Here is a 24,602-nt window from a genome sequence, read left to right as displayed (position 1 = left end):
TTTGCTCTGCATCGTCGCCGGCGCGCTATCCGCGCGCGCCTTCCTCTTCGACTTCGGCCGGCGACGAAGCGGGCCGTCTTTCGGCCTGCGGAGGAGCCGGCTCATCCAATAGAGCGGCGCCGTCGCGCAGGTGTGGCGCCAGGGTGTTGTCGTACATGTTCAGTGCGCTGGCAATCGCCATGTGCATATCCAGATACTGATAGGTGCCCAACCGCCCGCCGAACAGTACCTTCGACGCGGCGGTCTCGGACTTCGCCCTCGCGCGATAGGCGGCCAACAGGGCACGGTCGGCCTCGGTATTAATCGGATAGTAGGGCTCATCGTCGTCCGCGGCGAACCGGGAGTACTCACGCATGATCACCGTCTTGTCGGTCGGGTAGTCGCGCTCGACGTGGAAGTGACGGAATTCGTGGATGCGGGTGTAGGGGACATCGGGATCGTTGTAGTTCATCACCGGCGTGCCCTGGAAGTCGCCGCAGGGTAAGACCTCGAGCTCGAAGTCCAGGGTGCGCCAGCCGAGCCGGCCCTCGGCGTAATCGAAGTAGCGGTCCAGCGGACCGGTGTAGACGACGGGAGCGTCGGGGCTCTCGGCCCGCAGTTGGTCGCGGACTTCGAACCAGTCGGTGTCGAGCCGAACCTCGATGCGGTCGTCGTCGGCCATCTTCTCCAGCCACGCCGTGTAGCCGCCGACCGGCAGGCCCTCGTAGGTGTCGTTGAAGTAGCGATTGTCGAACGTGTAGCGCACCGGCAGCCGGGTGATGTTGGCCGCGGGCAGTTCGCGCGGGTCGGTCTGCCACTGCTTGGCGGTGTAGCCCTTGACGAATGCCTCGTAGAGCGGCCGGCCGATCAGTGAGATGGCCTTCTCCTCGAGGTTCTGTGCATCGGCGGTGTCGATCTCCGCGGCCTGCTCGGCGATCAGCTGCCGGGCCTGCTCGGGGGTGAAGTACTTGCCGAAGAACTGCGAAACCAGGCCCAGCCCCATCGGGAACTGGTAGGCCTGCCCGTTGTGCATGGCGAACACGCGGTGCTGGTAGCCGGTGAATTCGGTGAACTGGCGCACGTAATCCCACACCCTCTTGTTCGAGGTGTGGAACAGGTGGGCGCCGTACTTGTGTACCTCGATCCCGGTCTGCGGCTCGGGTTCGGAATAGGCGTTGCCACCGATGTGCGGGCGTCTATCCACGACAAGCACACGCTTACCGAGCTGACTGGCCACGCGCTCGGCGATGGTGAGGCCGAAGAATCCGGAACCGACGACGAGGAGGTCAAAACGAGCGGTCATCGGTTGCTTAGGGTATCTGACACCGCGGCCGTACCCTCATTTGGCGAGGCTGAGAGCCTGCGGTTCGGGCATGTGGAGACTGGTTTGCCTCGACCCGAATCACACGTAACGCGCAGGGTCGCAATAACCTCACGATTCAATATCACCACTCTAGTAACACCCTTCTCACTCGTACCATCGACTCTGTGCGGTTCCCACCGGATAAGACCGGCAGGACACGCCGACACAACCGATAGATTGAGGAGCCTTCCGTGCCGAACCGACGCCGTCGCAAGCTCTCGACAGCCATGAGCGCCGTCGCCGCCCTGGCAGTGGCGAGTCCTTGCGCTTACTTCCTTGTTTACGAGTCGACCTCTGGCAGCAAGCCAGCGGAGCACCACGAGTTCAAGCAGGCAGCGGTCATGACCGACCTGCCCGGCGAGCTCGTGGGCGCGCTGACTCAAGGCCTGTCCTCGTTCGGGATCAACCTGCCCCCGGTGCCCGCCCTTGGCGGTGCTGGTACCGGCACCACGGGCTTGAGCCCGGGTCTGGGATCTCCCGGCTTGGGGACGACGGGTCTGACCAGCCCGGGTCTGACCAGCCCTGGTCTGGGAACTCCCGGCCTGGGCACTCCGGGTCTGACGAGTCCGGGCTTGACGAGCCCGGGTCTGGCGAGCCCCGGTCTGACGAGTCCCGGCCTGACGCCTGGTGCCGCGCCCGGTGCGCTGACGCCTGGTGTGCCGACTCCCGGCATGCCGACCACGCCCGGTATGGCGACCATGCCTGGCGCGGGTCTGAACCCGGCTCTGTCCAACCCGGGGCTGACCAGCCCGGCCGGCCTCACTCCGGGCGGCCTGGGTGCTCCCAGTGAGGTGCCGATCAGCGCACCGATGGACCCGGGTGCCGACGGCACCTACCCGATCCTGGGTGACCCGTCGACGCTGGGTGGCGCATCGCCAATCGGCGGTACCGGCACCGGCGGCAGCAGCGGTGGTGGCGGGCTCGTCAACGACGTGATGCAAGCCGCCAACCAGCTGGGCGCCGGCCAGGCCATCGACCTGCTCAAGGGCGTGCTGATGCCGGCAATCATGCAGGCACGCGGCGGCGCGGGTGCCCTGCCGGGCGCCGCGGGTGCCCTGCCAGGCGCCGCCGGTGCTCTGCCCGGTGTCGCTGGCGCCCTGCCGGGTGCCGCTGGTGCTCTGCCGGGTGCCGCTGGCGCCCTGCCGGGTGTCGCTGGCGCCCTGCCGGGTGCGGCCGCAGCGCTCCCGCCGGCGCTGCCTCCCGTCTAAAACTTCGGGGGTCCTGTTACCTGACGGCACCGCAGAGGCACAACCTCTGCGGTGCCGTCGAACAGTTTCAGGCGTGGTTTTGGACACGCGCAATCTCGTGTCGCCTCATATATAACACCAGAAACACACGTAACATCAGCTGGTGTCGTCCCGTAGCCGCGCACCAACGATGTTGCTTACTGCGATCGCGGCCACGGTCGTCATCGTTTCGGCGGTGGCGGACTTAACTCGCGACCGCGGCGCCAGCGTTTCCGCGCCGCCCGCACGCGAAACCCAACTCACCGAGCAGCCCCTGATCGGACTCGGAGGCGGCGTCACGGTTCGTGAGCTCACCCAGGAGACGCCGTTTTCTCTGGTGGCACTCACCGGCGACCTGGCCGGCACGTCGACCCGCGTGCGTGCGAGGCACCCCGACGGTTCGTGGGGGCCCTGGTATCAGACCGAGTACGAGACCGCGGCACCCGACAACAAGCCGTCGGGTGGCGAATCCGGCCCAACCGAAGGACCCCGCAGCACCGATCCGGTCTTCGTGGGGACCACGACAACCGTGCAGATCGCGGTCACCCGGCCGCTCGACGCCACGGTGACCCAACCGCCCGCGCTGCCGCCGTCGGACAACGATCTGGGATACCGGCCCGCCTCCAAGGAACAGCCCTTCGGGCAGAACATCTCCGCGATCCTGATCTCTCCGCCGCAGGCGCCGGTCAAGACGCAATGGACGCCGCCGGCCGGAGTCCTGATGCCAGGCCAGGCACCCCCGATCATCAGCCGGGCGGAATGGGGTGCCGACGAGTCACTGCGATGCGGTAGTCCGCAGTACGACAACGGGATTCGCGCCGCCGTCATCCACCACACCGCGGGTAGCAACGACTACTCACCGCTTGAGTCGGCGGGGATCGTCAAGGCCATCTACACCTACCACAGCAAGACATTGGGCTGGTGCGACATCGCCTACAACGCGCTCGTCGACAAGTACGGCCAGGTGTTCGAGGGCAGCGCCGGCGGCCTCACCAAGGCGGTCGAGGGCTTCCACACCGGCGGCTTCAACCGCAACACCTGGGGTGTCGCGATGATCGGCAACTTCGACAATGTACCGCCGACTCCGCTTCAGCTTCGCGCCGTCGGGCGGTTGCTGGGCTGGCGCCTGGGGCTGGACGGCGTCGACCCCAGGGGCACGGTGACATTGGAGTCCGCGGGTAGCCACTACACCACGTTTCCCGCCGGCGCGTTCGCGACATTGCCGACGATCTTCACCCACCGCGACGTCGGTAACACCGACTGCCCCGGCAACGCCGCCTACGCGCTGATGGACGAAATCCGGGACATCGCATCCCATTTCAACGACCCGCCCGAGGAGCTGATCAAGGCGCTCGAGGGCGGCGCGATCTACCAGCACTGGCAGGAGATGGGCGGCATGAACAGCGTGCTCGGCGCACCGACCTCGCCGGAAGACAACGCCGAGGGCGATGGCCGCTACTCCACCTTCGCCAAAGGCGCCATGTACTGGTCACCAGTGACCGGAGCGCAGCCCATCACCGGCGCGATCTATGACGCCTGGGCCTCGCAGAGCTACGAACGCGGCCCGCTCGGCCTGCCGACCAGTGCCGAAATCCAAGAGCCGCTGCAGATCACGCAGAACTTCCAGCACGGAACACTGAACTACAACCGCCTGACCGGGGACGTCAACGAGGTCCTCGACGGCATCACCACACCGCTCTCGTCACAAAGCCCCAGCGCCCCGAGCGTCCCGCCGGAACACTTCTCGTTACCGACGCACCCGGACGCCTGACCGACGGCCCCGAGCACGGCGCCGCGGCGCGTACTAGTCTGCGACCTGTGCCCGAGACACCGTATCTGAGCATCGATCTTGGCCAGGTGCGCAAGAACTTCCGGGCACTGCGCGCCGCACTGCCCGGGGCGCAGATCCGCTACGCGGTCAAGGCGAACCCGGCCGAAAAGATCCTGCGTCTGCTGGCGGCGGAGGGCTCCGCATTCGACGTCGCATCGGTCGGCGAGATCGACACCTGCGACTCCGCCGGCATCGATGGCCGTCTGCTGACGTTCGGAAACACCGTCAAGAAGGCCGCCGACATTGCCCGGGCATATGCGCGCGGGGTTCGGCGGTTCGCGTTCGACAGCGAGCAGGGCATGACGGCCATCGCCGAGCATGCCCCGGGCGCAGCGGTGGAATGCCGTATCGCACCGGACTTTCCGTCGTCGGTGACGCCATTCGGACACAAGTTCGGCTGCGCTCCGGATGCCGCCGCGGGGTTGCTGGAGCACGCCCAGCAACTAGGACTTCGTGCCGAAGGCGTGTGCTTTCACGTCGGCTCGCAGCAGCTCGACCCCGGGGCATGGGAGCTGGGAATACGGTGTGCCGCATCGATTTTTGATGCAGTGGGAGAGCTCAGCACGATCAATGTCGGCGGCGGCTACCCGCTGGCATATGCGGTCGGCGCACCCGATCTAGACGTTGTCACCGACGCCATCACGTCGGCGCTGGCCCGGTATTTCGGCGCGAACCCGCCACAGTTGGCCGTCGAACCCGGACGGTTGATCGCGGGTTCGGCGGGCACGATCAGCTGCGAGGTGGTGTCGGTGCGTACCGGCACCGATGCCCGTCGCTGGGTGTACCTCGACATCGGCCGCTATGGCGGTCTGGCCGAGACGGAGAACGAGTACATCCGGTACCGGCTGCGGACCGACCGCGATGCCGATCGGATGGATGACGCGGTCGTCGCCGGGCCGACCTGCGACGGCGACGACGTGCTGTATGGAAGCTATCCACTTCCGGTGACGCTGCGAGCCGGCGACCGGGTCGAGATCGACGACGCCGGCGCCTACACCGCGAGCTACGCCTCGGTGGATTTCAATGGCTTTCCGACGCTGCCAACGTATTTCACGGATTCGCCCAACGAAGGCCGGGATATCGTCGAATCGCTGGCGCCGGGTCTGACCCGAAGCTGGCACCTCTCTGACGTCATCTGCGACGTGGACACCGGGTTCCAGAACCTGGTGATCGGCCGCAGCCACCAAGGCATCGCATTATTCAGTGACGGCGAACGGCAGAGCACCGAATTCAGCCAGCTCGTCTATCACGAGGCTCTGTTGGTGCCGGCGCTGCTGCTGGCCGGCGACATCGACCGCGTGCTCGTCATCGGGTCGGGCGAGGGCGTCGTCAGCCAGCTGGCGGTATCGGCGGGCGCCACCCGGGTCGACCACGTCGACATCGATCGCGAAGCGGTCCGGCTGTGCGCACAGCACCTCCCCTACGGCTACACAATGGACGAACTGCACAGAGCGGAAACAGGATTCGGCCCGATCGCCGTGCACTACTGCGACGGCTGGGAATTCGTCGAGCAATCCACCACGTCATACGACGTCGCGGTCATCGACCTGCCCGACGAGCGGACCGAACCCGCCCAACACAACCGGCTCTACGACACCGAGTTCCTGCAGCGCTGCCGCGACATCAGTCGTGTGGTCGTCGCTCAGGCCGGTTGCCCGACGCTGTGGCGCAACGAGTCGCTGCACCTGTCCTGGCAGCGCTTCCGTGAAACCTTCGGCACCGTCGTCTATTTCGGCAGCGACGAGCATGAATGGGCGTTTCTCTCCGGGCTGGCCGAAACCCAGGACAATCCAGTCGCGCTGATGTCGGCGCGATTGCCGACGCTGCCGTACCGGCCCCGCACCGTCGACGCGGACTCGTTGGTTGCATCCACCATGCCGCCGAAAAGCCTGCGGGATCGTTAGAGAATCGCGACCGCCACCACGATGCCCAGCGCGACCTGCGCGGCGGCCACCATCAGTGCCTCATAGTTGAATTCGTCGGCGTGGAACAGCGCGTCCATGTCGATGCCGATCACCATCGTCGCGATCCGCATCATCACCACCTGGGCGATGATGCCGACCAGACCGAAGACCGCCGACCCCACCAGCCCTTCGACCAGCTTTCCGGACGACGAGTAGATCGCCAGCACCACGATCAGCGCCATGCTGACGATGCCGGCGGCGGACACCACGATCGCGTTCGGCTTTCCCATGTTGACCATCCTGCGCAGCGGCCCCGGCGTGGTCAGGTCGATGGCATAGAACCCGACCAGCATCAGCACCAGGCCGACGATGGCGTACAAGACAATGGCACCCGCGCCACGGCCGAGCACCGCCCAATAGCCCTGGTCCCAATAGCCCGAATTCAGCGCCACGATGGTGGTTGTCATCGATCAACTCCGTTCACTTGCTCAGAAGTTCACTTCTGGGGGATCCGGTGTGGGACAAAGGCTGCGCCGTCGTCGGTGATCAGCCCCGCGGTCTCGCGGATGCCGAGCCCGGCCGCCGAATCGCCGACGATCCAGGCACCCAACGCAGGACGCATGTCGTCGAATTCCGGCAGCGGGTCCAGCAACTGATAGACGTATCCCTCTTCGCCGTATACGCCGCCGGTGGCGGTCTCCATGCCAGCGCCGACGACGCTGATGTTCGCGCCTTCCCGCCCGAGCTTGGGTTTACGGACGTATTCGGTCAGCTCGTGTGGATCGTCGATGTAGGCGGGCAACAGATTTGGATGCCCGGGATACATCTCCCACAGCACACCCAGAATCGCCTTGTTGGACAGCAACATCTTCCACAGCGGTTCGATCCACGCCGTCTGCGGCAGGCTGGACACCACGTGCTTACCGAACTCGTCGTCGAGCACCCACTCCCACGGGTAGAGCTTGAAGACCGCGTGAATCTGCGACTCTTCCAGATCGACGAAGCGCTCCAGGGCGGAGTCCCAGCCGAGGTCCTCGATCGTGAGCCCAACGGTCTGAAAACCCGCTTCCGCAGCGGTTTCCTGCATGTAGGTGGTGGTGATCTGGTCTTCACCGGTGGCTTCCACGCCCGACCAGCTCAAGTGCAACTCGTCGCTGGGCAGCAGATCTCGCAGCTGCTTCCAGCGATCGACCAGCTGCTCATGCAATGAGTTCCACTGGTCGTCGCCGGGCGCGACATCCTTGAGCCAATACCATTGCAGGATAGCGGCTTCCAGCAGTGTCGTGGGTGTATCGGCATTATACTCGAGCAGCACCGCGGGCCGTCGCCCGTCGTAACGCAAGTCGAAGCGCCCGTAGACATGTGGGTCGGAACGGCGCCATGATTCGGCGATCGGCTGCCAACTCCATTCCGGCAGACCGAAATCCGCGTAGCGCTCCAGCAGGACCACCTGCTCGACGGCGTTCAGGCACATCGAATGCAGCAGTTCGACATCGGCTTCCAGCGCCAGGATCTCGTCCATGTCGAACTCGTAGTGCACCGATTCGTCCCAATACGGCCGGTCGCGGCCCCTCGCGTCGCGCGCCGGAGCCCCGTACACCATGCCTTGCGATTCCACGGTCCTCTGCCAGTTCGGCCGCGGCCGCTGCCGCACGCGCTTCACGAGCCGCTGCTCTTCCCCGGGGACGATCCGCCCAGGCCGCCGCGCGAAATGCTGGTGCCCGACTTGGTGGTGATGTTGGCGCCCTTGGGCGCGACGGTCGATCCGCCGCTCGGCCGCGAACCCACCGACCCGGAGCTGCCGTAGTAGTAGTGGTACTGGTGCCCGCCGTAGAAGAAGAACCCGTTCAGGCCTTCGGTATGTCCGGTGCAGTAGCTGTCCGGCACGATCACCGGCTGACCGTTGGCGTCTTCCTGGACGCACTGAGCGGTGACGTCGGGTGTCGAAAGCATCCAATAGCCAAGGCCGGCCACCAGACCCACCACGCCGACGGCGGCCGCGGCACCCATCAACACACGGCGCTGGTGGCGCTGTTTGGCCTCGGCCGCGACGCGTGCCTCTTCGAGTTCCTTCTGCTTCTTGGCGTACTTGTCCCGCGCCCGCAGTTCGGCGGGTGTCGGCGGCCGCGGCTTGGTCGTCGCATCCTGGAACTCGATGCTGCCGCCGGACGGGTACTCGTCCTCGTCTGCGGGTTGCTCGGCCTCACCTTCGCCGGTTTGCTTGACCGGCTCGGACTTATCGTCCGCGGGCTCGCCGCCCTTCGGCGGCTCTTCTTCCGACGCCACTACCGGTCCTTGTCGCCGCGGACAGCGCCATCACCCGTCAACCAAGCGAACGCGTGATGAGGGAAGGCGGGCACGCGGGCAGTCTGCCACATTTGCTACGCCTTCGGCAGATGTCAGCACCGACGCGGTCGGCTAGCCCCACCAACGTTCCAGGACGCGTCCCACGCCGTCGTCGCTGTTGCGCGCGGTGACCTCGTTGGCGGCGGCGAGTACCTCGGGGTGAGCATTGCCCATCGCCACTCCATGACCGGCCCACCGCAGCATCGGGAGGTCGTTGGGCATGTCCCCGAACGCCACCACCTGGTCGCTGACGATCTCCAGCGGCTTGGCGATCTCTTCGATGCCGGTGGCCTTGCTGATTCCCAGCGGCACTATCTCCACCAGCCCGTTATTGGTGGAGTAGGTGATGTCGCCCTCGACACCGACGTGCTTGGCGAGTGCGGCGGCCATGTCGGCGCTGCGGGCACCCGCCTGCCGGATCAACAGCTTGATCGCCGGCGCACTGAGCAGATCGTCGATCGACACCTCGGTGTTGTCCGGGTTCAGCCACGCGTGCTCATAGCCCGGCGAACTGACGAACTGCGGGGTCGCCGTGTCGTGGGCGCTTTGACCGATCCGCTCCACCGCCAGGCCGGCGCCCGGGATGACGCGCATTGCGAGCTCGGCCAATTCGGCCAGGGCGTCGACGGGCAGCGTGCGCGCCGAGACCACCCGATCGTTGGCGGGGTCGTAGACGACGGCGCCGTTGGCGCACACCGCCATCGGCGCGAACCCCAGCTCGTCCACGATGGGACGTATCCAGCGGGGCGGGCGACCGGTTGCCACAACGAATTTGGCACCGGCGGCGACGGCGGCACGCACGGCCTCGCGAGTGCGCGGGGTGATGGTTTCGTCGTCGTCGAACAAGGTGCCGTCGACGTCGCACGCGATGAGCGCCGGCCTCGAAGTCGGCGCCGTCATTGAGCTGTCACTGAGCCGATCCGCCCGTCCAGCCGGCCGCGCTCGTCAATGCCGTCCGCTTTGCATCTCTCCCGGCCGGGTCACCCCGTCGGTCCCGTACCTACGCGTTCGGTCTTGTAACTCGACCAGCCGGATCGCCTGGGAGTCGTCCCGGGTCGGCGCGGAGCCGCCCAGCCGCCGCGGTACCCAGAACTCCCCCTTCGGGTGCGGATACTCCTCCTGCACCCGGTAGAGCAAGTCGTTCATGGCTTGACGCAGCCTGGCGTTGAGTTGCTCGACGCTCCCGTGCGGCGGGATCGGCCTGCCGACGGACACAGTGATCGGAACCTTGTTGCGGAACACCTTCTTTGGATGGTCTTTAGGCCAAATCCGGTGCGCACCCCAGACAATCACCGGGATGAGCGGCACCTGTGCCTCCAAGGCCATCCGCGCTGCCCCGGACTTGAATTCCCTGAGTTCGAAACTGCGGCTGATGGTGGCCTCGGGGTGCGTCCCGATCAGCTCGCCCGCTCGCAGCCGTTGCACGGCTGACGCGAAAGCGTCGTGGCCGTTGCGGCGGTCCACCGGAATCAGCCTGGCGTGCTTGATCACATAGTCGACGGCCTTCACGTCGGCCATCTCGGCCTTGATCATGAAGTACATGCGCCGGTTCCGCTCCCGCGCGGCGAACAGCGACGGTAGCCAGTCCAGGTAGCTGGTGTGGTTCTGCGCAAGCAGGGCACCGCCTCGTTGCGGAATGTTTTCGAGCCCGTGGAAAGTGAATTTGGTCCCGTTCATCGCGACGAGCGAGGGAACGATCAACTCCCCGAACCGGTAGAACGGCTCTGCCATGTCTTCTCCTCCGCTCTAAGGCTACTGGCGCGGGGTACGGTTCGCTGCCCGCGCCGCGGCCTCGTCAGCCTCGATCCGAGCCGCAGCGGCCAACGTCGGTGCCGCCCCGCCCAGCCGGTGTGGCACCCAATATTGTCCGGCCTGGTGCGGATACTGCTGCTGCGCCTCGTGGAGCAGCTTGGTCATCGCGTCGCGCAGCGCCGCGTCGGTCTGCGCGATGTCGTCGGCGGCATACAACGGCGGGCCGACCTGCACGATGATCGGCACCTTGTGGCGGCCGAGCCGTCGCGGATGGTCCTTGGTCCAGATCCGTTGCGCACCCCACACGACGATCGGGACGATCGGGACGTCCGCTTCGCGGGCCATCCGGGCGGCGCCCGTCTTGAACTCCTTGAGCTCGAAGCTGCGGCTGATGGTGGCCTCCGGATAAACCCCGACCAGCTCTCCCTCGCGTAGCCGCTGCACGGCCATCGTGAAGGCGCCCGACCCGGCGTTGCGGTCCACCGGAATGGTGCCAGTCCGCTTGATCAGGAAGTTGACCACCTTCACCTCCTGCATCTCGGCCTTGATCATGAACCGCAGCCGACGGCCGCGGCGGCGCATGGCCAGCCCGGCCGGGAGCCAGTCGACGTAGCTGGTGTGATTGATGGCGACCACCGCGCCCCCGCGCTCGGGGATGTTCTCGACCCCGACGTAGCTGATCCTGGTGCCAGAGGCCAAGACGACCGCCTGCGCCAGCATCTCGCACGTGCAATAGGTCGGCTCCGCCATCGGCTGTTACTCCGGCGCCCCCGCGGCCTGGGCCCGCCGAGCCGCCCGCGCGGCCGCCTCCTCGGCGTCGAGGCGCGCGGCATCAGCCAACGACGGGGCGCCGCCGCCTAACCGGCGCGGCACCCAGAACTCACCGGCCGGGTGGGGTCCGTACTGTTCTTGCGCGCGCTCCAGCAAATGCTGCATCCGCGAATGCAGCAGCCCCCGCAACTCCGGCACGCCCAGTGTCGGTTCGATCGGCTCGCCGACCAGCACCATGATCGGCACCTTCGGGCGACCGAGCTTTTTCGGGTGGTCCTTGGTCCAGATCCGCTGGGCGCCCCACACGATGTGCGGGACGATCGGCACCCCGGCCTCCACCGCCATCCGCGCGGCGCCGCTCTTGCATTCCTTGATCTCGAAGCTGCGGCTGATGGTCGCTTCGGGATAGACCCCGACCAGCTCACCGTCCTTGAGGTTTCGGACGGCCGCCTCGTAGGACGCGGCCCCGTCCTGCCGATCCACCGGGATGTGCCGCAGACTGCGCATGATCGGCCCGGTGATCTTGGAGTCGAACACCTCTTGCTTGGCCATGAACCGCACTTTGCGTCCGAGACCCTGCTTGTAGGCGGGAAGGCCGGCGAAGGTGAAGTCGAGGTAGCCGGTGTGGTTGATCGCGATGACCGCACCGCCGCTGGTCGGTAGATTTTCGACGCCCCCGACGGTGATCTTCAGGCCCTGCATGCGCCAGATCGTGCGAGCGAGCAGGATCGCAGTGCCGTATGCGGGTTCCACAGCTTGTCAGCCTAGTGCTACCGCCTGTGAGCCGTCTGAAGTGTTGAAAAGAGGTGATCCGTGAGTTTCCCGTCGTCGCAGCCGCCGGTGCCCGCGATCGTTGACGGGTTCGCCGACGGCCGGCCCGTGCGCGCGGTCTGGGTCAACGAGGAGGGCGGGGTGACGTTCCGGCTGGGGTCGGGCGGCTCCACTGGCGAGTTCGTCAAGGTGGCTGACGCAGGTGGCACCGACTTTGCCGGGGAAGCACGGCGGCTGCGCTGGGCGGCCCGTTACGTGGCGGTGCCGCAGGTGCTCGGGCTGGGGGTGGATTCGGGTCCCGACGGAGACCGGGCCTGGCTGCACACCCGTGGATTGCCGGGCCGGTCCGCGGTGCACCCTCGCTGGCTGGCGGCCCCCGACGTCGCGGTGCCTGCGATCGGCGCGGGGCTGCGCGAACTGCACGACGGATTACCGACGCGCACATGCCCTTTCGAGTGGTCGACGACCAGCAGGCTGGCCGCGCTGTCCCCCGCCGCCCGGTTACGCCTGGGCGAGCCGCCGCCGGTCGATCGGCTCGTCGTCTGTCACGGCGACGCGTGTGCCCCCAACACCCTGATCGACGACGACGGTCGGTGCTGCGGGCATGTCGACTTCGGCGAACTCGGCGTGGCCGACCGTTGGGCCGATCTCGCGGTGGCGACGCTCTCGTTGGGCTGGAACTATCCCGGCCGGGGGTGGGAGGCGGAGTTCTTCACCGCCTACGGCGTGGAACCGGACCCGGCACGCATCGACTACTACCGGCGGCTGTGGCAGGCCTCGGATAGCAGCTCAGCTAGCACCTCACGCTAAGCTCGTAGCGAGTCACCCGAACCATTCGAAAGGGCATTTGTGCAGGTCACGAGCGTAGGCCACGCAGGATTTCTGATCCAAACCCAGGCGGGCAGCATTCTGTGCGACCCCTGGGTGAACCCGGCCTACTTCGCGTCGTGGTTCCCGTTCCCGGACAACACCGCGCTGGACTGGGACACTCTCGGCGACTGCGACTATCTGTACGTCTCGCACCTGCACAAGGACCACTTCGACGCGAAGCATCTGCACGATCACGTCAACAAGGACGCGGTGGTGCTGCTGCCCGACTTCCCGGTGCCGGATCTTCGAAATGAGCTGGAAAAACTGGGGTTTCACCGCTTCTTCGAGACCAGCGACTCAATCAAGCACCGGGTCAGCGGGCCCAAGGGCGACCTCGACATCATGGTCATCGCACTGCGGGCGCCCGCCGATGGCCCGATCGGCGACTCGGCCCTCGTCGTTTCCGATGGCACGACAACGCTTTTCAACATGAACGACGCCCGGCCGGTCGATCTGGACATGCTGGCAGGCGAGTTCGGGCACATCGATGTGCACCTGCTGCAGTACTCCGGCGCGATCTGGTACCCGATGGTCTACGACATGCCGGCCCGGGCCAAAGAGTCGTTCGGCACCCAGAAACGGCAGCGCGGAATGGATCGCGCTCGCCAGTACATCGCCCAAGTGGACGCGACCTGGGTGGTGCCGTCGGCGGGACCGCCCTGCTTTTTGGACCCCGAGTTGCGTCACCTCAACGACGACCACGGCGATCCGGCCAACATCTTCCCCGACCAGATGGTGTTCCTGGACCAGATGCGCCGCCACGGGCACGACGGTGACCGGTTCGGAGGCCTGCTGATGATTCCCGGTTCGGTCGCCGATTTCACTGGCACGTCCTTGAATTCACTACAGCACCCGCTGCCGCTGGACGAGGTGGAGGCCATTTTCACTACCGGCAAGGCGGCGTATATCGCCGACTTCGCCGACCGGATGGCGCCGGTCCTGGCCGCCGAGCGCGCCAGCTGGGCTCCCGCGACCGGAGAGCCGTTGCTGGAACCGCTGCGGGCACTGTTCGAGCCGATCATGCTGCAAAGCAACGAGATCTGCGACGGCATCGGCTATCCCGTCGAACTGGTGATCGGCCCCGAGACCGTCGTTCTCGACTTCCCGAAACGAACAGTGCGCGAACGCATTCCCCACGAGAAGATCCGCTACGGCTTCGCCGTCGCGCCGGAATTGGTGCGCACCGTGCTGCGCGATGGTGAACCGGACTGGGTCAACACCATCTTCTTGTCCACACGCTTCCAGGCGTGGCGGGTCGGCGGCTACAACGAATACCTCTACACGTTCTTCAAGTGCCTGACCGACGAGCGGATCGCCTACGCCGACGGCTGGTTCGCCGAGACCCACGACGACTCCGCATCGATCACGATGGATGGCTGGGAGATGCAGCGTCGTTGTCCGCACCTCAAAGCCGACCTGTCGAAATTCGGTGTGGTAGAAGACGGCACGCTGACTTGCAATCTGCATGGCTGGCAATGGCGGCTGGAAGACGGACGCTGCCTGACTACCCGCGGTCACCAGCTGCGGAGCCGCCGCACATGAGCGACACCTACGACGACGGCGCGGTGCAACTCGACCGCACGGCGATCACATTGCGCCGCTACCACTTTCCGTCCGGCACGTCGAAGATCATCGCACTGGACGCGATTCGTGGCTACAAAGCCCAGTCGCTGGGCTGGTTCACGGCCCGGTTCACCTTCTGGGGCGGCACCGACCCGCGCTATTGGCTGCCGCTGGACGTGCAGCGCCCACTGAAGTCGACGCTGATCACGCTGGACGTTCCGGGGACCCGGCCGAGTCCGGCATTCACCCCGGCGCGCCCGGACGAATTCCTCGCCGTGCTGGACGCGCTACTGGCGCGGTTCGGCTAGCGGTCTTCCAGCGCCGCGCGAGCGGCGTTGTAACCCGGGGTGAACGTGATCCCCGGGCCACCGTGACAACCCGCACTGCCCAGGTACAACCCCTTGATCGGAATCGGTTGACCCAGATAGCCTTTCGGCCCTGGCCGGTTCGGGCCGATCTGATTCGCATTCAACAGGCCGTGGCAGTAGTCGCCGCCCGGGGCGCCGAACATCACACCCATATGGCGGGGCGTGAAGGTGGTGTGCCGGATGATGCTGCGCTCGAAATTCGGTGCGAGCCGGGTGATCTTGTCGATCACCCGCTGACCCATTTCGACCTTCGCCTGCCCGTAATCCACGTCGCCCTCGATCGGGAAGAACAGCGCGAACGCGGACGCGGCATGCTTGCCCTCGGGCGCCAGGTCCGGGTCGTTCTGCGACGGGATCTGCAACACGACGGTCGGATCGGCCGGAACGATTCCGCGCCGGGCGTCCTCCCACTGTTGCTGGACTTCTTCCGGCGTGCAGAACAGTCCGATCGAGGCCTGCATGGCCGGCTCATTGAGGGCCTCATACGGCGCGGCGAATTCGGGGGCCTCGTCCAGCGCGAAGTGCATCTGCAGGTAGCTGCCGCGGTGGTCGATGCGCGCGTAGCGTTCCCGGATATCGGCGGGCAGCGCCGCGGGATCGATCATCTCGTTGAGGGTGACATCCGGCGCAATACCGGAGACGACGATCGGGGAGTTCAACGTCTCCGCCGCCTCGGTGCGCACTCCGGTCACCCGCCCGTCGGCGACGAGAATCTCGGTCACCTTGGTACGCAACCGAACTTCACCACCATGGCTCTCCAGCACCTCGCGCAGATGCGTGGTGAGCGCGCCGATGCCACCGCGCAGCTTCTTCATCTGCATGGTGTCCCCATCGGGAACGCCGAGTCCGAACGCGAGTGCCGCCGCGCTACCCGGCGTGGACGGCCCGCGGTAAAGCGTGTTGACGGCCAGTACGGTCATCGAGCCGCGGATCGCGCCGTGCTTCTCGCGGTCGGGCAGGTAGCGGTCCAACACGTCGGTGACCGATCCGAATAGCATGTCATCGATTGCCGAGCGCTCGAATTCATTTGTGGCACAGGCATACATCTCGTCGATGCTCTTGGGCGGCATTCCGGCTTCGAATCGGCCCAACGCGCGGGTCGGCGCTTGGGCCCATCCCATCAGCCCCGCCATCCCGTTGACGGCGTCCGCCCCGTGCACCTCGTTGAGGTGGGTGAACAGCTTGATGGGATCGCTGTACTGAATCAGCGGATCGTCGCCGACACCGCGCACTGCCACCGACATCACATCCAAGTCGATCGTCGGTATGGCGTCCAGGCCCAGCTCGTTGACCACCTTGGACGAGGTCGGGAATAGCACCGAACCGGCGATCTCGAACTGGTATCCGTCGAAAAGCTCGACGGTGGAAGCCATGCCGCCCGCGTAGAGCTTGGGGTCCAGGCACAGGGTGCGCAGTCCCGCCTTCTGCAGCAGCACGGCCGCGGTCAGCCCGTTATGCCCTGCACCGATAACTATCGCGTCATAACCAGTCATATCCCTGCCCTCCGGAAAGGAGGCTCGCATGGTGGCAAAGTTTTGTCAATTATGACGAAACTTGACGGGCGGTCGCCGTGATCCAGGAGTCGGTGATCCCCGCGCGCAGCGACTCCAGCGCCGCGTGGCACAGCCGGGCGAGCTCGCCCAGCGAGCGGTCGTCGCTCTCCATCCAGACCTCCATCGCGCCGAACACCGCGGCGGCAATGCATCGCGCGGTCACCGCGGTACGCACCTGTTGGTCGGCCGTCCGCCCCGCGGTTCCGTTGACCCCGCGGCTACGCCGTTGCAATTGCGCTGCAATGGCATCGGCGAAGTCGGCCTGGACCTCCCGGATGTGGCGGACGATGCGCCCGGGGTCGAGCTCGTCTTGGCGCAGCGCGGCGATTTTGGTCACGGCGTCGACGTCATAAGGAAACGAGAAGATGGCCGACTGCACCGAATCGATGATCGGTTCGCCGGCCGGCCTGGCGTCCAAGGCCGCGCGAAACCAGTGCAGACCCGTGTAGTCCGCGAACAGCAAGTCGTGCTTGGAGCTGAAGTGGCGGTAGAACGTCCGCAACGAGACCCCGGCATCGGCGGCAATCTGTTCGGCCGACGTGTCTTCCACGCCCTGGGCCAGGAATCTCACCACCGCAGCCTGGCGCAACGCTTCACGCGTGCGCTCGCTGCGCGCCGTCTGAGCGGGCCTGACCATTGCAGTAAGGTACCAAGAATTGTTGTGTCATTATTGACAAAACTTTGCGATCAGGGTGAGACTGCGCCCATGGTTTCCCTCATCACCCACGCGGTACTCGGACTGGCGGTCATCATCTGGATCGTCAGGTCAAACTCGAAGGTCTTCGCCCGGCCGGCCGGCGGCCCGCTCTTCTCGCCGATGGAAATCGTCTACTACGTCGTCGGCATCGCGTCGGTCGCGCTCGGCTGGTACTTCAACATCACCTATGTCGAGGAGTACTCGCACGGATCCACCAACCCGCTCTGGGGCGAACACGGCAGCTGGGCCGAATACATCAAGCTGATGTTCACCAACCCGGCCGCCAGCTCGGCCAGCCAGGACTACACGATCGCGAATGTGGTTCTGCTGCCGATCTTTACGATCGTGGACGGCCATCGCCGCGGTCTGCGCCACCCATGGCTGTATTTCGTGTCCAGCCTGTTCACCAGCTTCGCGTTCGCGTTCGCGTTCTACTTCGCGACGATGGAACGGCAGCGCCGCCACGAACAGGACCGCGCGACCGTCAACGCCTAAGACTTCGGTTCCAGCACCTCGGTGCCGACGAATCCCACCAGCGCCTCGGGGACGCGCACGCTGCCGTCGGGGCGCTGGTGGTTCTCCAGGATCGAAACCAGCCAGCGCGTGGTGCCCAACGTGCCGTTGAGTGTGGCCGCGACCTGTGGCTTGCCCTTGTCGTCCCGGTAGCGGGTGGCCAGCCGGCGGGCCTGGAACGTGGTGCAGTTCGACGTCGACGTCAGCTCGCGGTAGGTCTGCTGCGTCGGAACCCAGGCCTCGCAGTCGAACTTGCGCGCGGCCGACGAGCCGAGATCGCCTGCGGCCACGTCGATTACCCGGTATGGCACCTCGATGAGCGCCAGCATCTCGCGCTGCCAGCCCAGCAGCCGCTGGTGTTCGGCCTCGGCGTCCGCGGGCGTGCAGTAGACGAAGCCCTCGACCTTGTCGAACTGATGCACCCGGATGATGCCGCGGGTGTCCTTCCCGTAGCTGCCGGCCTCGCGGCGGAAACACGACGACCAGCCCGCATACCGCAGTGGGCCGCCGGACAGGTCCAAGATCTCGTCCGAGTGGTAGCCGGCCAGCGGCACCTCCGAGGTGCCCACCAGGTAGAGGTCGTCGGCCTCGACCCGATAGATCTCGTCGGCGTGAGCGCCCAGGAATCCGGTGCCGGCCATCACCTCCGGGCGCACCAGCACCGGCGGGATCATCGGGACGAAGCCGTTCTCGACGGCCAGGCGCAGCGCCAGTTGCAGCAGGCCGAGCTGTAGCAGCGCGCCCTGACCGGTCAGGAAGTAGAACCGCGAGCCGGACACCTTGGCGCCGCGCGCCATGTCGATGAGACCGAGCGACTCACCCAGCTCCAGGTGGTCTTTCGGGTTCTCGATCGCCGGCGGCTCGCCGACGACGTCGAGGACGGCGTAGTGGTCCTCCCCGCCGGCCGGAACCCCGTCGATGACGACATTCGAGATCGCCATGTGTGCCGCGGTGAACGCCGTCTCCGCCTCGGCCTGAGCGGTCTCGGCGGCCTTCACCTGCTCGGCCAGCTCCTTCGCGCGCGCCAACAACGCCGGCCGCTCGTCGGGCGACGCGGCGCCCACGCTCTTGCTGGCGGACTTCTGGTCGGCACGCAGCGTGTCGGCGGTCGAGATCGCGCCCCGGCGGGCGGCGTCGGCCGTCAGCAGGGCATCCACCAGCTTCGGGTCCTCGCCGCGGCTGAGTTGGGAGCGGCGGACGGCGTCGGGGTCGTCCCGGAGCAGCTTGAGGTCGATCACGGCCGCAAGATTACTTTCGGTTCGGCACCGACCGCGCGCAGCATCCGCAATAGCTAACCCCAGGACTCACATCTGTAACGTTTGTCACGTTAGCTCGGGCGTCCTGTCAGAATGGAGTCGATGTCGGACACGCTCGAGACGGAAGTCGCCGCACCCAGCCCGCCCGCCACTGAGGCGGAGCGGCAGCTGGCCGGCTCCGGGTTGCCGCGTACTTTGCAGGCGACCGCAACCAGGCGAGCACTGCTCCTGTTCGCGCTCGGCGGGCTGCTGATCGCCGGGCTAGTAACCGCCCTGCCCGTCGGCGGACCCGGGCAGGGCCGGCTTGCGGGCTATCTCGGCAGCAACCCCGTGCCCAGCACCGGGGCTAAGGCCGACGCCGCGTTCAACCGCGCCAAAACCGGCGATTGCCTGATGTGGCCGGACGTCACGCCGGAGTCCGCGAGCATCGTCAAGTGCATCGACGATCACAAGTTCGAGGTCGCCGAGTCCATCGACATGAGGACCTTCCCCGGCTCGGAGTACGGGCCCAGCGCCGCCCCGCCGTCGCCGGCTCGCATCCAGCAGATCAGTCAGGAGCAATGCGAGGCCGCGGTGCGCCGATACCTCGGCCCTAAGTACGACCCCAACAGCAAATTCAGCGTCAGCCTGCTGTGGGCGGGTGACCGGGCGTGGCGTCAGTCCGGCGAGCGCCGCATGTTGTGTGGGCTGCAGATGCCCGGCGCGAACAACGAACAGGCCGCCTTCAAGGGCAAGGTCGCCGACGTCGACCAGTCGAAGGTGTGGCCCGCCGGCACCTGCTTGGGTATCGACTCGACGTCCAACCAGCCCATCGACGTCCCGGTCGACTGCAAGGCGCCGCACGCCATGGAGGTCAGCGGCACGGTCAACCTCGCCGAGAAGTTCCCCGGTGCGCTGCCCGCCGAACCCGAGCAGGACGGCTACATCAAGGACGCCTGCACGAAGATGACCGACGCTTACCTGGCGCCGACCAAGTTGCGCACCACCACGCTGACGCTGATCTACCCCACCTTGTCATTGCCGAGTTGGTCGGCGGGTAGCCGCGAGGTCGCCTGCAGCATCGGCGCCACCCTGGGCAACGGCGGCTGGGCCACCCTGGTCAACAGCGCCAAGGGTCAGCTGCTGATCAACGGTCAGGCGCCCGTGCCGCCGCCCGAGATTCCCGAGGAGCGGCTCACGCTGCCGCCGATTCCGGTGCAGGCGCCGGCCAGCCCGCCCGCGCAGTCCAACACTCCGCCGGAGATGCCGCAGGGCAATCAGCACCTGCCGCAACAACAGCCGGTGGTGACGCCGCCTCGGGCGACCGCCACGCAAGCTCCGGCCACGCAGGCGCCGCAGGATCAGCCGCCACCTCCGGCGGATGGTGGTGCGCCGCCGCCACCGGCCAACCAGGCGCCCCCGCCCATGCCGGATGCACCCGCACCGGGCGCGCCGCCAGCGCCAGCCGAGCCGGCGCCGGGCGGTTAGCCGCGTGGCCGTGCGGATGGATCCGCAGCGGTTCGACGAACTGGTCTCCGACGCACTCGACCTGATCCCCGCCCAGCTGGCGGCCGCCATGGACAACGTCGTCATCCTCGTTGAAGACCGCCACCCCGATGACCCCGAACTGCTGGGACTCTACGAGGGGGTGGCGCTGACCGAACGCGACTCCGACTACGGCGGATCGCTGCCGGACGCAATCACGATCTACCGCGCAGCGCTGCTGGACATCTGTGACTCCGACGACGACGTCGTCGAAGAGGTGGCGATCACGGTGATCCACGAAATAGCCCACCACTTCGGCATTGACGACGACCGATTGGAAGAACTGGGCTGGGGCTGATATTCCGGCGACAATCCGGGCGCGGCATCGTGGATTTGTCATCCCTTGGTGCTAGGAACGGCGTATGAGCGCAGATTGCCGCGAGTGCCGGGCCGGCTTACAGCACTGCCACGGCACCATCATTCGCCACTCCCTGCGTCATTCGGAATGCACCGAGCCGGACTGTGTAAGTCCCGAGCTGGTGGCGCACACGTTCGTCATCGACTGCGACGCCGTCGGCTGCAGCTGCACGGAATTGGTCGCGCTGGCTGTCTGATCAGCCCATCGGATCGGTGCTCGACCGAACCGCGTCGGCGACCGGCGTGGCGTTGGCCTCGCTGGGCTCGGGGTAAAACGGCGGCGTCAGGTTTCCCCACCGCACACAGCTCCACCGCCCGTCGGTGATCGGGGCCAACACCACCGACTCGGCATTGGCCAGATGGTTGTCCAGCGCGAAGTCCGCGTCCACGCCGGCCAGCAACGCGGCAACCAGCCGGATCGCCGCACCGTGGCTGACGACGACGATGTCACCGTTCCAGTCGTGGTAGTCGAGGTAGCGCATCCGTAAGTCGGTCAGCACCGGGACATAGCGGTCCAACACCTCGCTGGCAGTCTCGCCGCCGGGCAACGGCACGTCGAGCTCGCCGTGATGCCACCGGTCGTAGATGGCGTTGAACTCCGCGACCGCATCGTCGTCGTTGCGGTTTTCCAGCGCCCCGACCTGCACCTCGTGGATCCCGGTGACTTCGCGCGGAGCGACGTCGACCTGTGCCCCGATCACCGCGGCCGTCTGCGACGCCCGGTTGGCCACCGAGTGCGCGAGCAGCGCCGGGCGCCCGGCATCGAGAGCGAACGCCCGGGCCTGATCCCGTCCCGTCGGCGTCAAATCCGCCCCGGGGGGCCGGGTGTCCAGCCGACGTTCGACGTTGCCGAAGGATTGGCCGTGCCGCAGCAGCACCAACCGACCACTCATCGTTCAAATCCCCCCGCCGGAACCTTCGGCCTGTTCAGGTTTGCCCGCCCGTAGCCGCGCCAGCCAGCGCGACGCCTCGTCTGGCGGTGGTGGCCCTATCCCTGCTGCCGGGCCCGTCGGCCAGGATCCTAAATACCGCACATCCACACAACGTCGACGCAGTGCCTTGAGTGCCTCGGCGACGGCGTCGTCGTCGATATGTCCCGCGCAGTCGGCGAAGAACTGATAGGTGCCGAGTTCGGTTCGGGTCGGCCGGGATTCGATTCGGGTCAGGTCGATATCGCGGATGCCGAATTCGCCCAGCGCAGCCAGCAGCGCGCCCGGCGCATTCTCGATGCGCAACACCACCGACGTCCGATCGGCTCCGGTGCGAACCGGCGGCGGCCCCGGCAGGCCCACCAGAACGAAGCGGGTACGGGCATTGAGTTCGTCGACAACGCCTTCGGCCAGGGCCGCGAGCTTCCAATGCGTGGCGGCCAGCGGCGAGGTCACCGCGGCGTCGGCCTCGCCCTCGGCCACCTGCCGGGCGGCGTCGGCGTTGGAGTACGCCGGCCGCAGTTCGACGCCGGGCAGGTTCCCCGCCAGCCATCGGCGCACCTGGGCCGCGGCCACGGGAAAGGCCGCCAGCGTCATCACCTGGTCGGCGTTGCGGCCGGGTTTGACGACGATGCTGAAAGCCACATCCAGCGTTGTCTCGGCGAAGATCTGCATTGGCGATCCGTTCGCCAGGCTGTCCAATGTCGGCACCACCGTGCCGTCAATCGAGTTCTCGATCGGCACGCACGCGTAATCGGTCTCCCGATTGCGGACCGCCTCCAGCGCAGCGGGTGTGCTGTCGATCGGCAATCGCTGGACCGGGCCCAGATGTTGGTCGGGGATCAAGCCGGCGGACGTCATCTGTAAGAGCGCCGCCTCGGTGAAGGTCCCTTCGGGACCGAGGTAAGTGATGCCGACCACGACCACAACCCTAGTGGGGACATTGCAAAAACAGACCTTGCTTCGACCCTCGATCTAAGTTAACTTAGGCTTACCTAAGGACCGAGGAGAACGATGTTACCGCTGACCACCGCCGCGCCGACGACTGCCGAACGCATCCGCAGCGCCTGTGCCCGGGCCGTCGGTGCCCTTCTGGCGGTCGAGCGCGAGGATCCGGTGCCCACGCCGGTGCATCACCTCCTGCACGACGGATCCTTCGCCCTCGCCCTCCCCATCGACAGCGCGACGGACGGTCGGCTCTGCGGATCGCAAGCACTGCTCGAGCTCACCGACTACGCGCCGCTTCCGCTGCGGGAGCCGGTCCGTTCACTGGTGTGGGTGCGCGGCCGGCTGCGGCAGGTCCCACCGGCCGAGATCAGCCCGACCCTCGATGTGATCGCCAGCGAGTGCCCGCATCCGGCACTGCTGCAGGTCGATACCCCGAAGTGCATGCCGCCCGCCCCGGGCGATGACCGGTACACACTGCTGCGCCTCGAGATCGCCTCCGTCGTGGTTACCGACGCCACCGGCGCCGAGCCCGTCAGCATCGAGGACCTGCTCGCGGCGCGGCCCGACCCCTTCTGCGAGATGGAGTCGAGCCTGCTGTGGCACCTCGACAACGCCCACACCGACGTGGTGGCGCGCCTGGTATCCCGGCTTCCGGCGCCGCTGCGGCGCGGACAGGTCCGCCCGCTGGGACTGGACCGCTACGGCGTGCGGTTCCGCATCGAAGGCCACGACGGCGACCACGACATCCGGCTGCCGTTCCACAAGCCGGTCGATGACATGACTGGGTTGAGCCAGGCCATTCGCGTGCTGATGGGCTGCCCGTTCATCAACGGCCTGCGGGCCCGCCGCTAGCCGATTGAGGGACCGGCACACGCGTCTGGCGTCCGCCTGCACGTAAATTAGCCAGGTGAACGGCGACCGATCACCACAACGTGGACGGCCTGGAAGACCGATCCCACCGCGGGAGTCGCGTCCCGAGGCGGCGCCGGTGCTTCGCCGCCAGAACAATCCGCCATCGCCCGCGGCCGACCCAACTGTGCCGATTCCGCGCGTCTCGCCGCCGGGCGTGCCCCGGATGCGCCGCAAGCGCACGAAGCGCCGCTGGGGCCGGGTCATCGCGGCAACAATGCTGATCGGCTTGCTGCTGGCCGCCGCCGGCGTGCTGGGCGGCGGCCTCTGGCTGGACACCACACTGCATCGCAAGGCGGTTCTCGCCGACTACCCCGATCGGCCGGGGCCGGGCCGCGGCACCAACTGGCTGCTCGTCGGCTCGGACAGTCGCGACGGGCTCTCTGCCGAGCAGCAGCAAGACCTGGCCACCGGCGGCGACGTCGGGAGCAGCCGCACCGACACCATTCTGCTGATACACATCCCCGAATTGGGGTCGAGCGCCCCGACGACGATGGTGTCGATACCGCGCGACTCGTACGTGCCGATTCCCGAGCACGGCAAGGACAAGATCAACTCCGCGTTCGCGATCGGCGGGGCATCGCTGCTGACCCAGACGGTGGAGCAGGCCACCGGACTGCGCCTCGATCACTACGCCGAGATCGGGTTCAGCGGGTTCGCGGTCCTGGTGGACGCCCTCGGCGGCGTCACCGCCTGCCCGACCGCGCCGATCAGCGACCCGCTAGCCGGCATCGACTTACCCGCCGGCTGCCAACAGCTGAACGGTCGCAACGCGCTCGGCTACGTCAGGACCCGCGACACCCCCCGAGCGGATCTGGACCGGATGGTCAACCAGCGACAGTTCATCTCGGCGCTCCTGCACCGCGCCGCCAGCGCGTCGGTCTGGCTCAATCCGTGGCGCTGGTACGCGGTGCCGCATGCCGCCGCCGACGCGCTGACCGTCAATGAGGGCGATCACGTCTGGGACCTGGCTCGGCTGGGCTGGGCGATACACGGATCCACCACCACGCTGACCGTCCCGATCGCCGAATTCACCAGTAACAGCGCCGGCTCGGTCGTGGTGTGGAATCACGACGTGGCCGGCAAGCTGTTCGACGCGCTGGCCGCCGACGCGCCGGTGCCCGCCGACGCACTCGACGGACCGTCGTAGCGATTTCGCAACGCGGGCGGCC

At 66.8% G+C, this 24,602-nt stretch carries 25 protein-coding genes; 12 read left to right on the top strand and 13 right to left on the bottom strand.

Features of this window, described 5'->3' with window-relative positions:
* Positions 1-25: 25 nt before the first annotated feature.
* Positions 26-1,282, bottom strand: coding sequence for a UDP-galactopyranose mutase (gene glf, locus ACZY0B_RS15455; protein ID WP_463765011.1), 1,257 nt, complete (start codon positions 1,280-1,282; stop codon positions 26-28).
* Positions 1,283-1,533: 251 nt separating this feature from the next.
* On the opposite strand from glf, the gene ACZY0B_RS15450 reads away from it, so the two are divergent.
* From ACZY0B_RS15450 to ACZY0B_RS15440, 3 genes are all read left to right on the top strand, one after another.
* On the top strand, positions 1,534-2,550 hold the full coding sequence (locus ACZY0B_RS15450; RefSeq protein WP_463765010.1) for a PirG: 1,017 nt from the start codon (positions 1,534-1,536) through the stop codon (positions 2,548-2,550).
* A gap of 142 nt (positions 2,551-2,692) precedes the next feature.
* Complete coding sequence (locus ACZY0B_RS15445; RefSeq protein ID WP_463765009.1) at positions 2,693-4,339, top strand: N-acetylmuramoyl-L-alanine amidase; 1,647 nt, start codon at positions 2,693-2,695, stop codon at positions 4,337-4,339.
* 47 nt (positions 4,340-4,386) lie between these two features.
* Positions 4,387-6,303 carry an alanine racemase gene (locus ACZY0B_RS15440; protein WP_463765008.1) on the top strand — a complete coding sequence of 639 codons (1,917 nt, stop codon included), beginning with the start codon at positions 4,387-4,389 and terminating at the stop codon, positions 6,301-6,303.
* On the opposite strand, the gene ACZY0B_RS15435 is transcribed toward ACZY0B_RS15440, so the two are convergent.
* From ACZY0B_RS15435 to ACZY0B_RS15405, 7 genes are all read right to left on the bottom strand, one after another.
* On the bottom strand, positions 6,300-6,770 hold the full coding sequence (locus ACZY0B_RS15435; protein ID WP_463765007.1) for a DUF350 domain-containing protein: 471 nt from the start codon (positions 6,768-6,770) through the stop codon (positions 6,300-6,302). The genes ACZY0B_RS15440 and ACZY0B_RS15435 overlap by 4 nt on opposite strands.
* Positions 6,771-6,799: 29 nt before the next feature.
* The gene (locus tag ACZY0B_RS15430; RefSeq protein WP_463765006.1) at positions 6,800-7,966 is read right to left on the bottom strand and encodes a glutathionylspermidine synthase family protein; all 1,167 of its coding nucleotides are present in this window, start codon (positions 7,964-7,966) and stop codon (positions 6,800-6,802) included.
* Positions 7,963-8,589 carry a hypothetical protein gene (locus ACZY0B_RS15425; RefSeq protein ID WP_463765005.1) on the bottom strand — a complete coding sequence of 209 codons (627 nt, stop codon included), beginning with the start codon at positions 8,587-8,589 and terminating at the stop codon, positions 7,963-7,965. The genes ACZY0B_RS15430 and ACZY0B_RS15425 overlap by 4 nt, the downstream gene beginning before the upstream one ends.
* A gap of 132 nt (positions 8,590-8,721) precedes the next feature.
* Positions 8,722-9,549 (bottom strand): HAD family hydrolase, encoded by an 828-nt coding sequence (locus tag ACZY0B_RS15420; protein ID WP_463765004.1) that lies wholly within the window; start codon positions 9,547-9,549, stop codon positions 8,722-8,724.
* 45 nt (positions 9,550-9,594) lie between these two features.
* The gene (locus tag ACZY0B_RS15415) at positions 9,595-10,380 is read right to left on the bottom strand and encodes a lysophospholipid acyltransferase family protein (protein ID WP_463765003.1); all 786 of its coding nucleotides are present in this window, start codon (positions 10,378-10,380) and stop codon (positions 9,595-9,597) included.
* Between the two features lie 21 nt (positions 10,381-10,401).
* Positions 10,402-11,151: a lysophospholipid acyltransferase family protein gene (locus ACZY0B_RS15410; RefSeq protein WP_463765002.1), complete on the bottom strand. Its 750-nt coding sequence runs from the start codon at positions 11,149-11,151 to the stop codon at positions 10,402-10,404.
* 6 nt (positions 11,152-11,157) lie between these two features.
* Positions 11,158-11,925 (bottom strand): lysophospholipid acyltransferase family protein, encoded by a 768-nt coding sequence (locus ACZY0B_RS15405; RefSeq protein ID WP_463765001.1) that lies wholly within the window; start codon positions 11,923-11,925, stop codon positions 11,158-11,160.
* Positions 11,926-11,985: 60 nt separating this feature from the next.
* Here ACZY0B_RS15405 and ACZY0B_RS15400 point away from each other — a divergent pair, with 60 nt between their 5' ends.
* Genes ACZY0B_RS15400 through ACZY0B_RS15390 form a run of 3 tightly spaced genes read left to right on the top strand, consistent with a single transcriptional unit; the run spans position 11,986 to position 14,684 of the window.
* Complete coding sequence (locus ACZY0B_RS15400; protein WP_463764999.1) at positions 11,986-12,753, top strand: phosphotransferase; 768 nt, start codon at positions 11,986-11,988, stop codon at positions 12,751-12,753.
* A 39-nt stretch (positions 12,754-12,792) separates the two neighbouring features.
* Positions 12,793-14,355 carry a Rieske 2Fe-2S domain-containing protein gene (locus ACZY0B_RS15395; RefSeq protein WP_463764998.1) on the top strand — a complete coding sequence of 521 codons (1,563 nt, stop codon included), beginning with the start codon at positions 12,793-12,795 and terminating at the stop codon, positions 14,353-14,355.
* Entirely contained in the window at positions 14,352-14,684 is a 333-nt protein-coding gene (locus ACZY0B_RS15390; RefSeq protein WP_463764997.1) for a hypothetical protein, read from the top strand. Before ACZY0B_RS15395 ends, ACZY0B_RS15390 begins: the two co-directional genes overlap by 4 nt.
* On the opposite strand, the gene ACZY0B_RS15385 is transcribed toward ACZY0B_RS15390, so the two are convergent.
* Positions 14,681-16,237, bottom strand: coding sequence for a phytoene desaturase family protein (locus tag ACZY0B_RS15385; protein WP_463764996.1), 1,557 nt, complete (start codon positions 16,235-16,237; stop codon positions 14,681-14,683). The two genes, ACZY0B_RS15390 and ACZY0B_RS15385, sit on opposite strands and share 4 nt — an antisense overlap.
* 49 nt (positions 16,238-16,286) lie before the next feature.
* Entirely contained in the window at positions 16,287-16,934 is a 648-nt protein-coding gene (locus ACZY0B_RS15380; RefSeq protein ID WP_463764995.1) for a TetR/AcrR family transcriptional regulator, read from the bottom strand.
* A 69-nt stretch (positions 16,935-17,003) separates the two neighbouring features.
* Between ACZY0B_RS15380 and ACZY0B_RS15375 the strand changes: the two genes are divergently transcribed.
* Positions 17,004-17,489, top strand: coding sequence for a DUF2834 domain-containing protein (locus ACZY0B_RS15375; protein WP_463764994.1), 486 nt, complete (start codon positions 17,004-17,006; stop codon positions 17,487-17,489).
* On the opposite strand, the gene serS is transcribed toward ACZY0B_RS15375, so the two are convergent.
* Positions 17,486-18,745, bottom strand: a complete 1,260-nt coding sequence (gene serS / locus ACZY0B_RS15370; protein ID WP_463764993.1) for a serine--tRNA ligase — start codon at positions 18,743-18,745, stop codon at positions 17,486-17,488. The genes ACZY0B_RS15375 and serS overlap by 4 nt on opposite strands.
* 111 nt (positions 18,746-18,856) lie before the next feature.
* On the opposite strand from serS, the gene ACZY0B_RS15365 reads away from it, so the two are divergent.
* The 3 genes from ACZY0B_RS15365 to ACZY0B_RS15355 all read left to right on the top strand — a co-directional run bounded on the left by ACZY0B_RS15365 (position 18,857) and on the right by ACZY0B_RS15355 (position 20,841).
* Positions 18,857-20,230: a septum formation family protein gene (locus ACZY0B_RS15365; protein WP_463764992.1), complete on the top strand. Its 1,374-nt coding sequence runs from the start codon at positions 18,857-18,859 to the stop codon at positions 20,228-20,230.
* A 4-nt stretch (positions 20,231-20,234) separates the two neighbouring features.
* On the top strand, positions 20,235-20,585 hold the full coding sequence (locus ACZY0B_RS15360; RefSeq protein WP_463764991.1) for a metallopeptidase family protein: 351 nt from the start codon (positions 20,235-20,237) through the stop codon (positions 20,583-20,585).
* A gap of 64 nt (positions 20,586-20,649) precedes the next feature.
* Positions 20,650-20,841: a hypothetical protein gene (locus ACZY0B_RS15355; protein WP_463764990.1), complete on the top strand. Its 192-nt coding sequence runs from the start codon at positions 20,650-20,652 to the stop codon at positions 20,839-20,841.
* Here the strand turns inward: ACZY0B_RS15355 and ACZY0B_RS15350 are convergent, their stop codons facing one another.
* Both ACZY0B_RS15350 and pheA read right to left on the bottom strand, forming a co-directional pair.
* Positions 20,842-21,537, bottom strand: coding sequence for a histidine phosphatase family protein (locus ACZY0B_RS15350; protein WP_463764989.1), 696 nt, complete (start codon positions 21,535-21,537; stop codon positions 20,842-20,844). It lies immediately after the preceding gene.
* A 3-nt stretch (positions 21,538-21,540) separates the two neighbouring features.
* Positions 21,541-22,494, bottom strand: coding sequence for a prephenate dehydratase (gene pheA, locus ACZY0B_RS15345; protein ID WP_463764988.1), 954 nt, complete (start codon positions 22,492-22,494; stop codon positions 21,541-21,543).
* A 93-nt stretch (positions 22,495-22,587) separates the two neighbouring features.
* On the opposite strand from pheA, the gene ACZY0B_RS15340 reads away from it, so the two are divergent.
* Positions 22,588-23,373 carry a DUF2470 domain-containing protein gene (locus ACZY0B_RS15340; RefSeq protein WP_463764987.1) on the top strand — a complete coding sequence of 262 codons (786 nt, stop codon included), beginning with the start codon at positions 22,588-22,590 and terminating at the stop codon, positions 23,371-23,373.
* Between the two features lie 55 nt (positions 23,374-23,428).
* Positions 23,429-24,580, top strand: coding sequence for an LCP family protein (locus ACZY0B_RS15335; protein WP_463764986.1), 1,152 nt, complete (start codon positions 23,429-23,431; stop codon positions 24,578-24,580).
* Positions 24,581-24,602: the final 22 nt, after the last annotated feature.

The sequence above is a fragment of the Mycobacterium sp. IDUB_19 genome (assembly GCF_055419445.1).
The sequence above is the reverse complement of the archived record's forward strand: the minus strand, read 5'-3'. Positions and strand labels throughout refer to the sequence as shown.

Bases quoted from the DNA above. Each gene is read 5' to 3' on its own strand.
- glf (WP_463765011.1), bottom strand. From the start codon at position 1,282: ATGACCGCTCGTTTTGACCTCCTCGTCGTCGGTTCCGGATTCTTCGGC.
- ACZY0B_RS15435 (WP_463765007.1), bottom strand. From the start codon at position 6,770: ATGACAACCACCATCGTGGCGCTGAATTCGGGCTATTGGGACCAGGGC.
- ACZY0B_RS15420 (WP_463765004.1), bottom strand. From the start codon at position 9,549: ATGACGGCGCCGACTTCGAGGCCGGCGCTCATCGCGTGCGACGTCGAC.
- ACZY0B_RS15415 (WP_463765003.1), bottom strand. From the start codon at position 10,380: ATGGCAGAGCCGTTCTACCGGTTCGGGGAGTTGATCGTTCCCTCGCTC.
- ACZY0B_RS15410 (WP_463765002.1), bottom strand. From the start codon at position 11,151: ATGGCGGAGCCGACCTATTGCACGTGCGAGATGCTGGCGCAGGCGGTC.
- ACZY0B_RS15390 (WP_463764997.1), top strand. From the start codon at position 14,352: ATGAGCGACACCTACGACGACGGCGCGGTGCAACTCGACCGCACGGCG.
- ACZY0B_RS15385 (WP_463764996.1), bottom strand. From the start codon at position 16,237: ATGACTGGTTATGACGCGATAGTTATCGGTGCAGGGCATAACGGGCTG.
- ACZY0B_RS15380 (WP_463764995.1), bottom strand. From the start codon at position 16,934: ATGGTCAGGCCCGCTCAGACGGCGCGCAGCGAGCGCACGCGTGAAGCG.
- ACZY0B_RS15375 (WP_463764994.1), top strand. From the start codon at position 17,004: ATGGTTTCCCTCATCACCCACGCGGTACTCGGACTGGCGGTCATCATC.
- ACZY0B_RS15365 (WP_463764992.1), top strand. From the start codon at position 18,857: ATGGAGTCGATGTCGGACACGCTCGAGACGGAAGTCGCCGCACCCAGC.
- ACZY0B_RS15355 (WP_463764990.1), top strand. From the start codon at position 20,650: ATGAGCGCAGATTGCCGCGAGTGCCGGGCCGGCTTACAGCACTGCCAC.
- ACZY0B_RS15350 (WP_463764989.1), bottom strand. From the start codon at position 21,537: ATGAGTGGTCGGTTGGTGCTGCTGCGGCACGGCCAATCCTTCGGCAAC.
- ACZY0B_RS15340 (WP_463764987.1), top strand. From the start codon at position 22,588: ATGTTACCGCTGACCACCGCCGCGCCGACGACTGCCGAACGCATCCGC.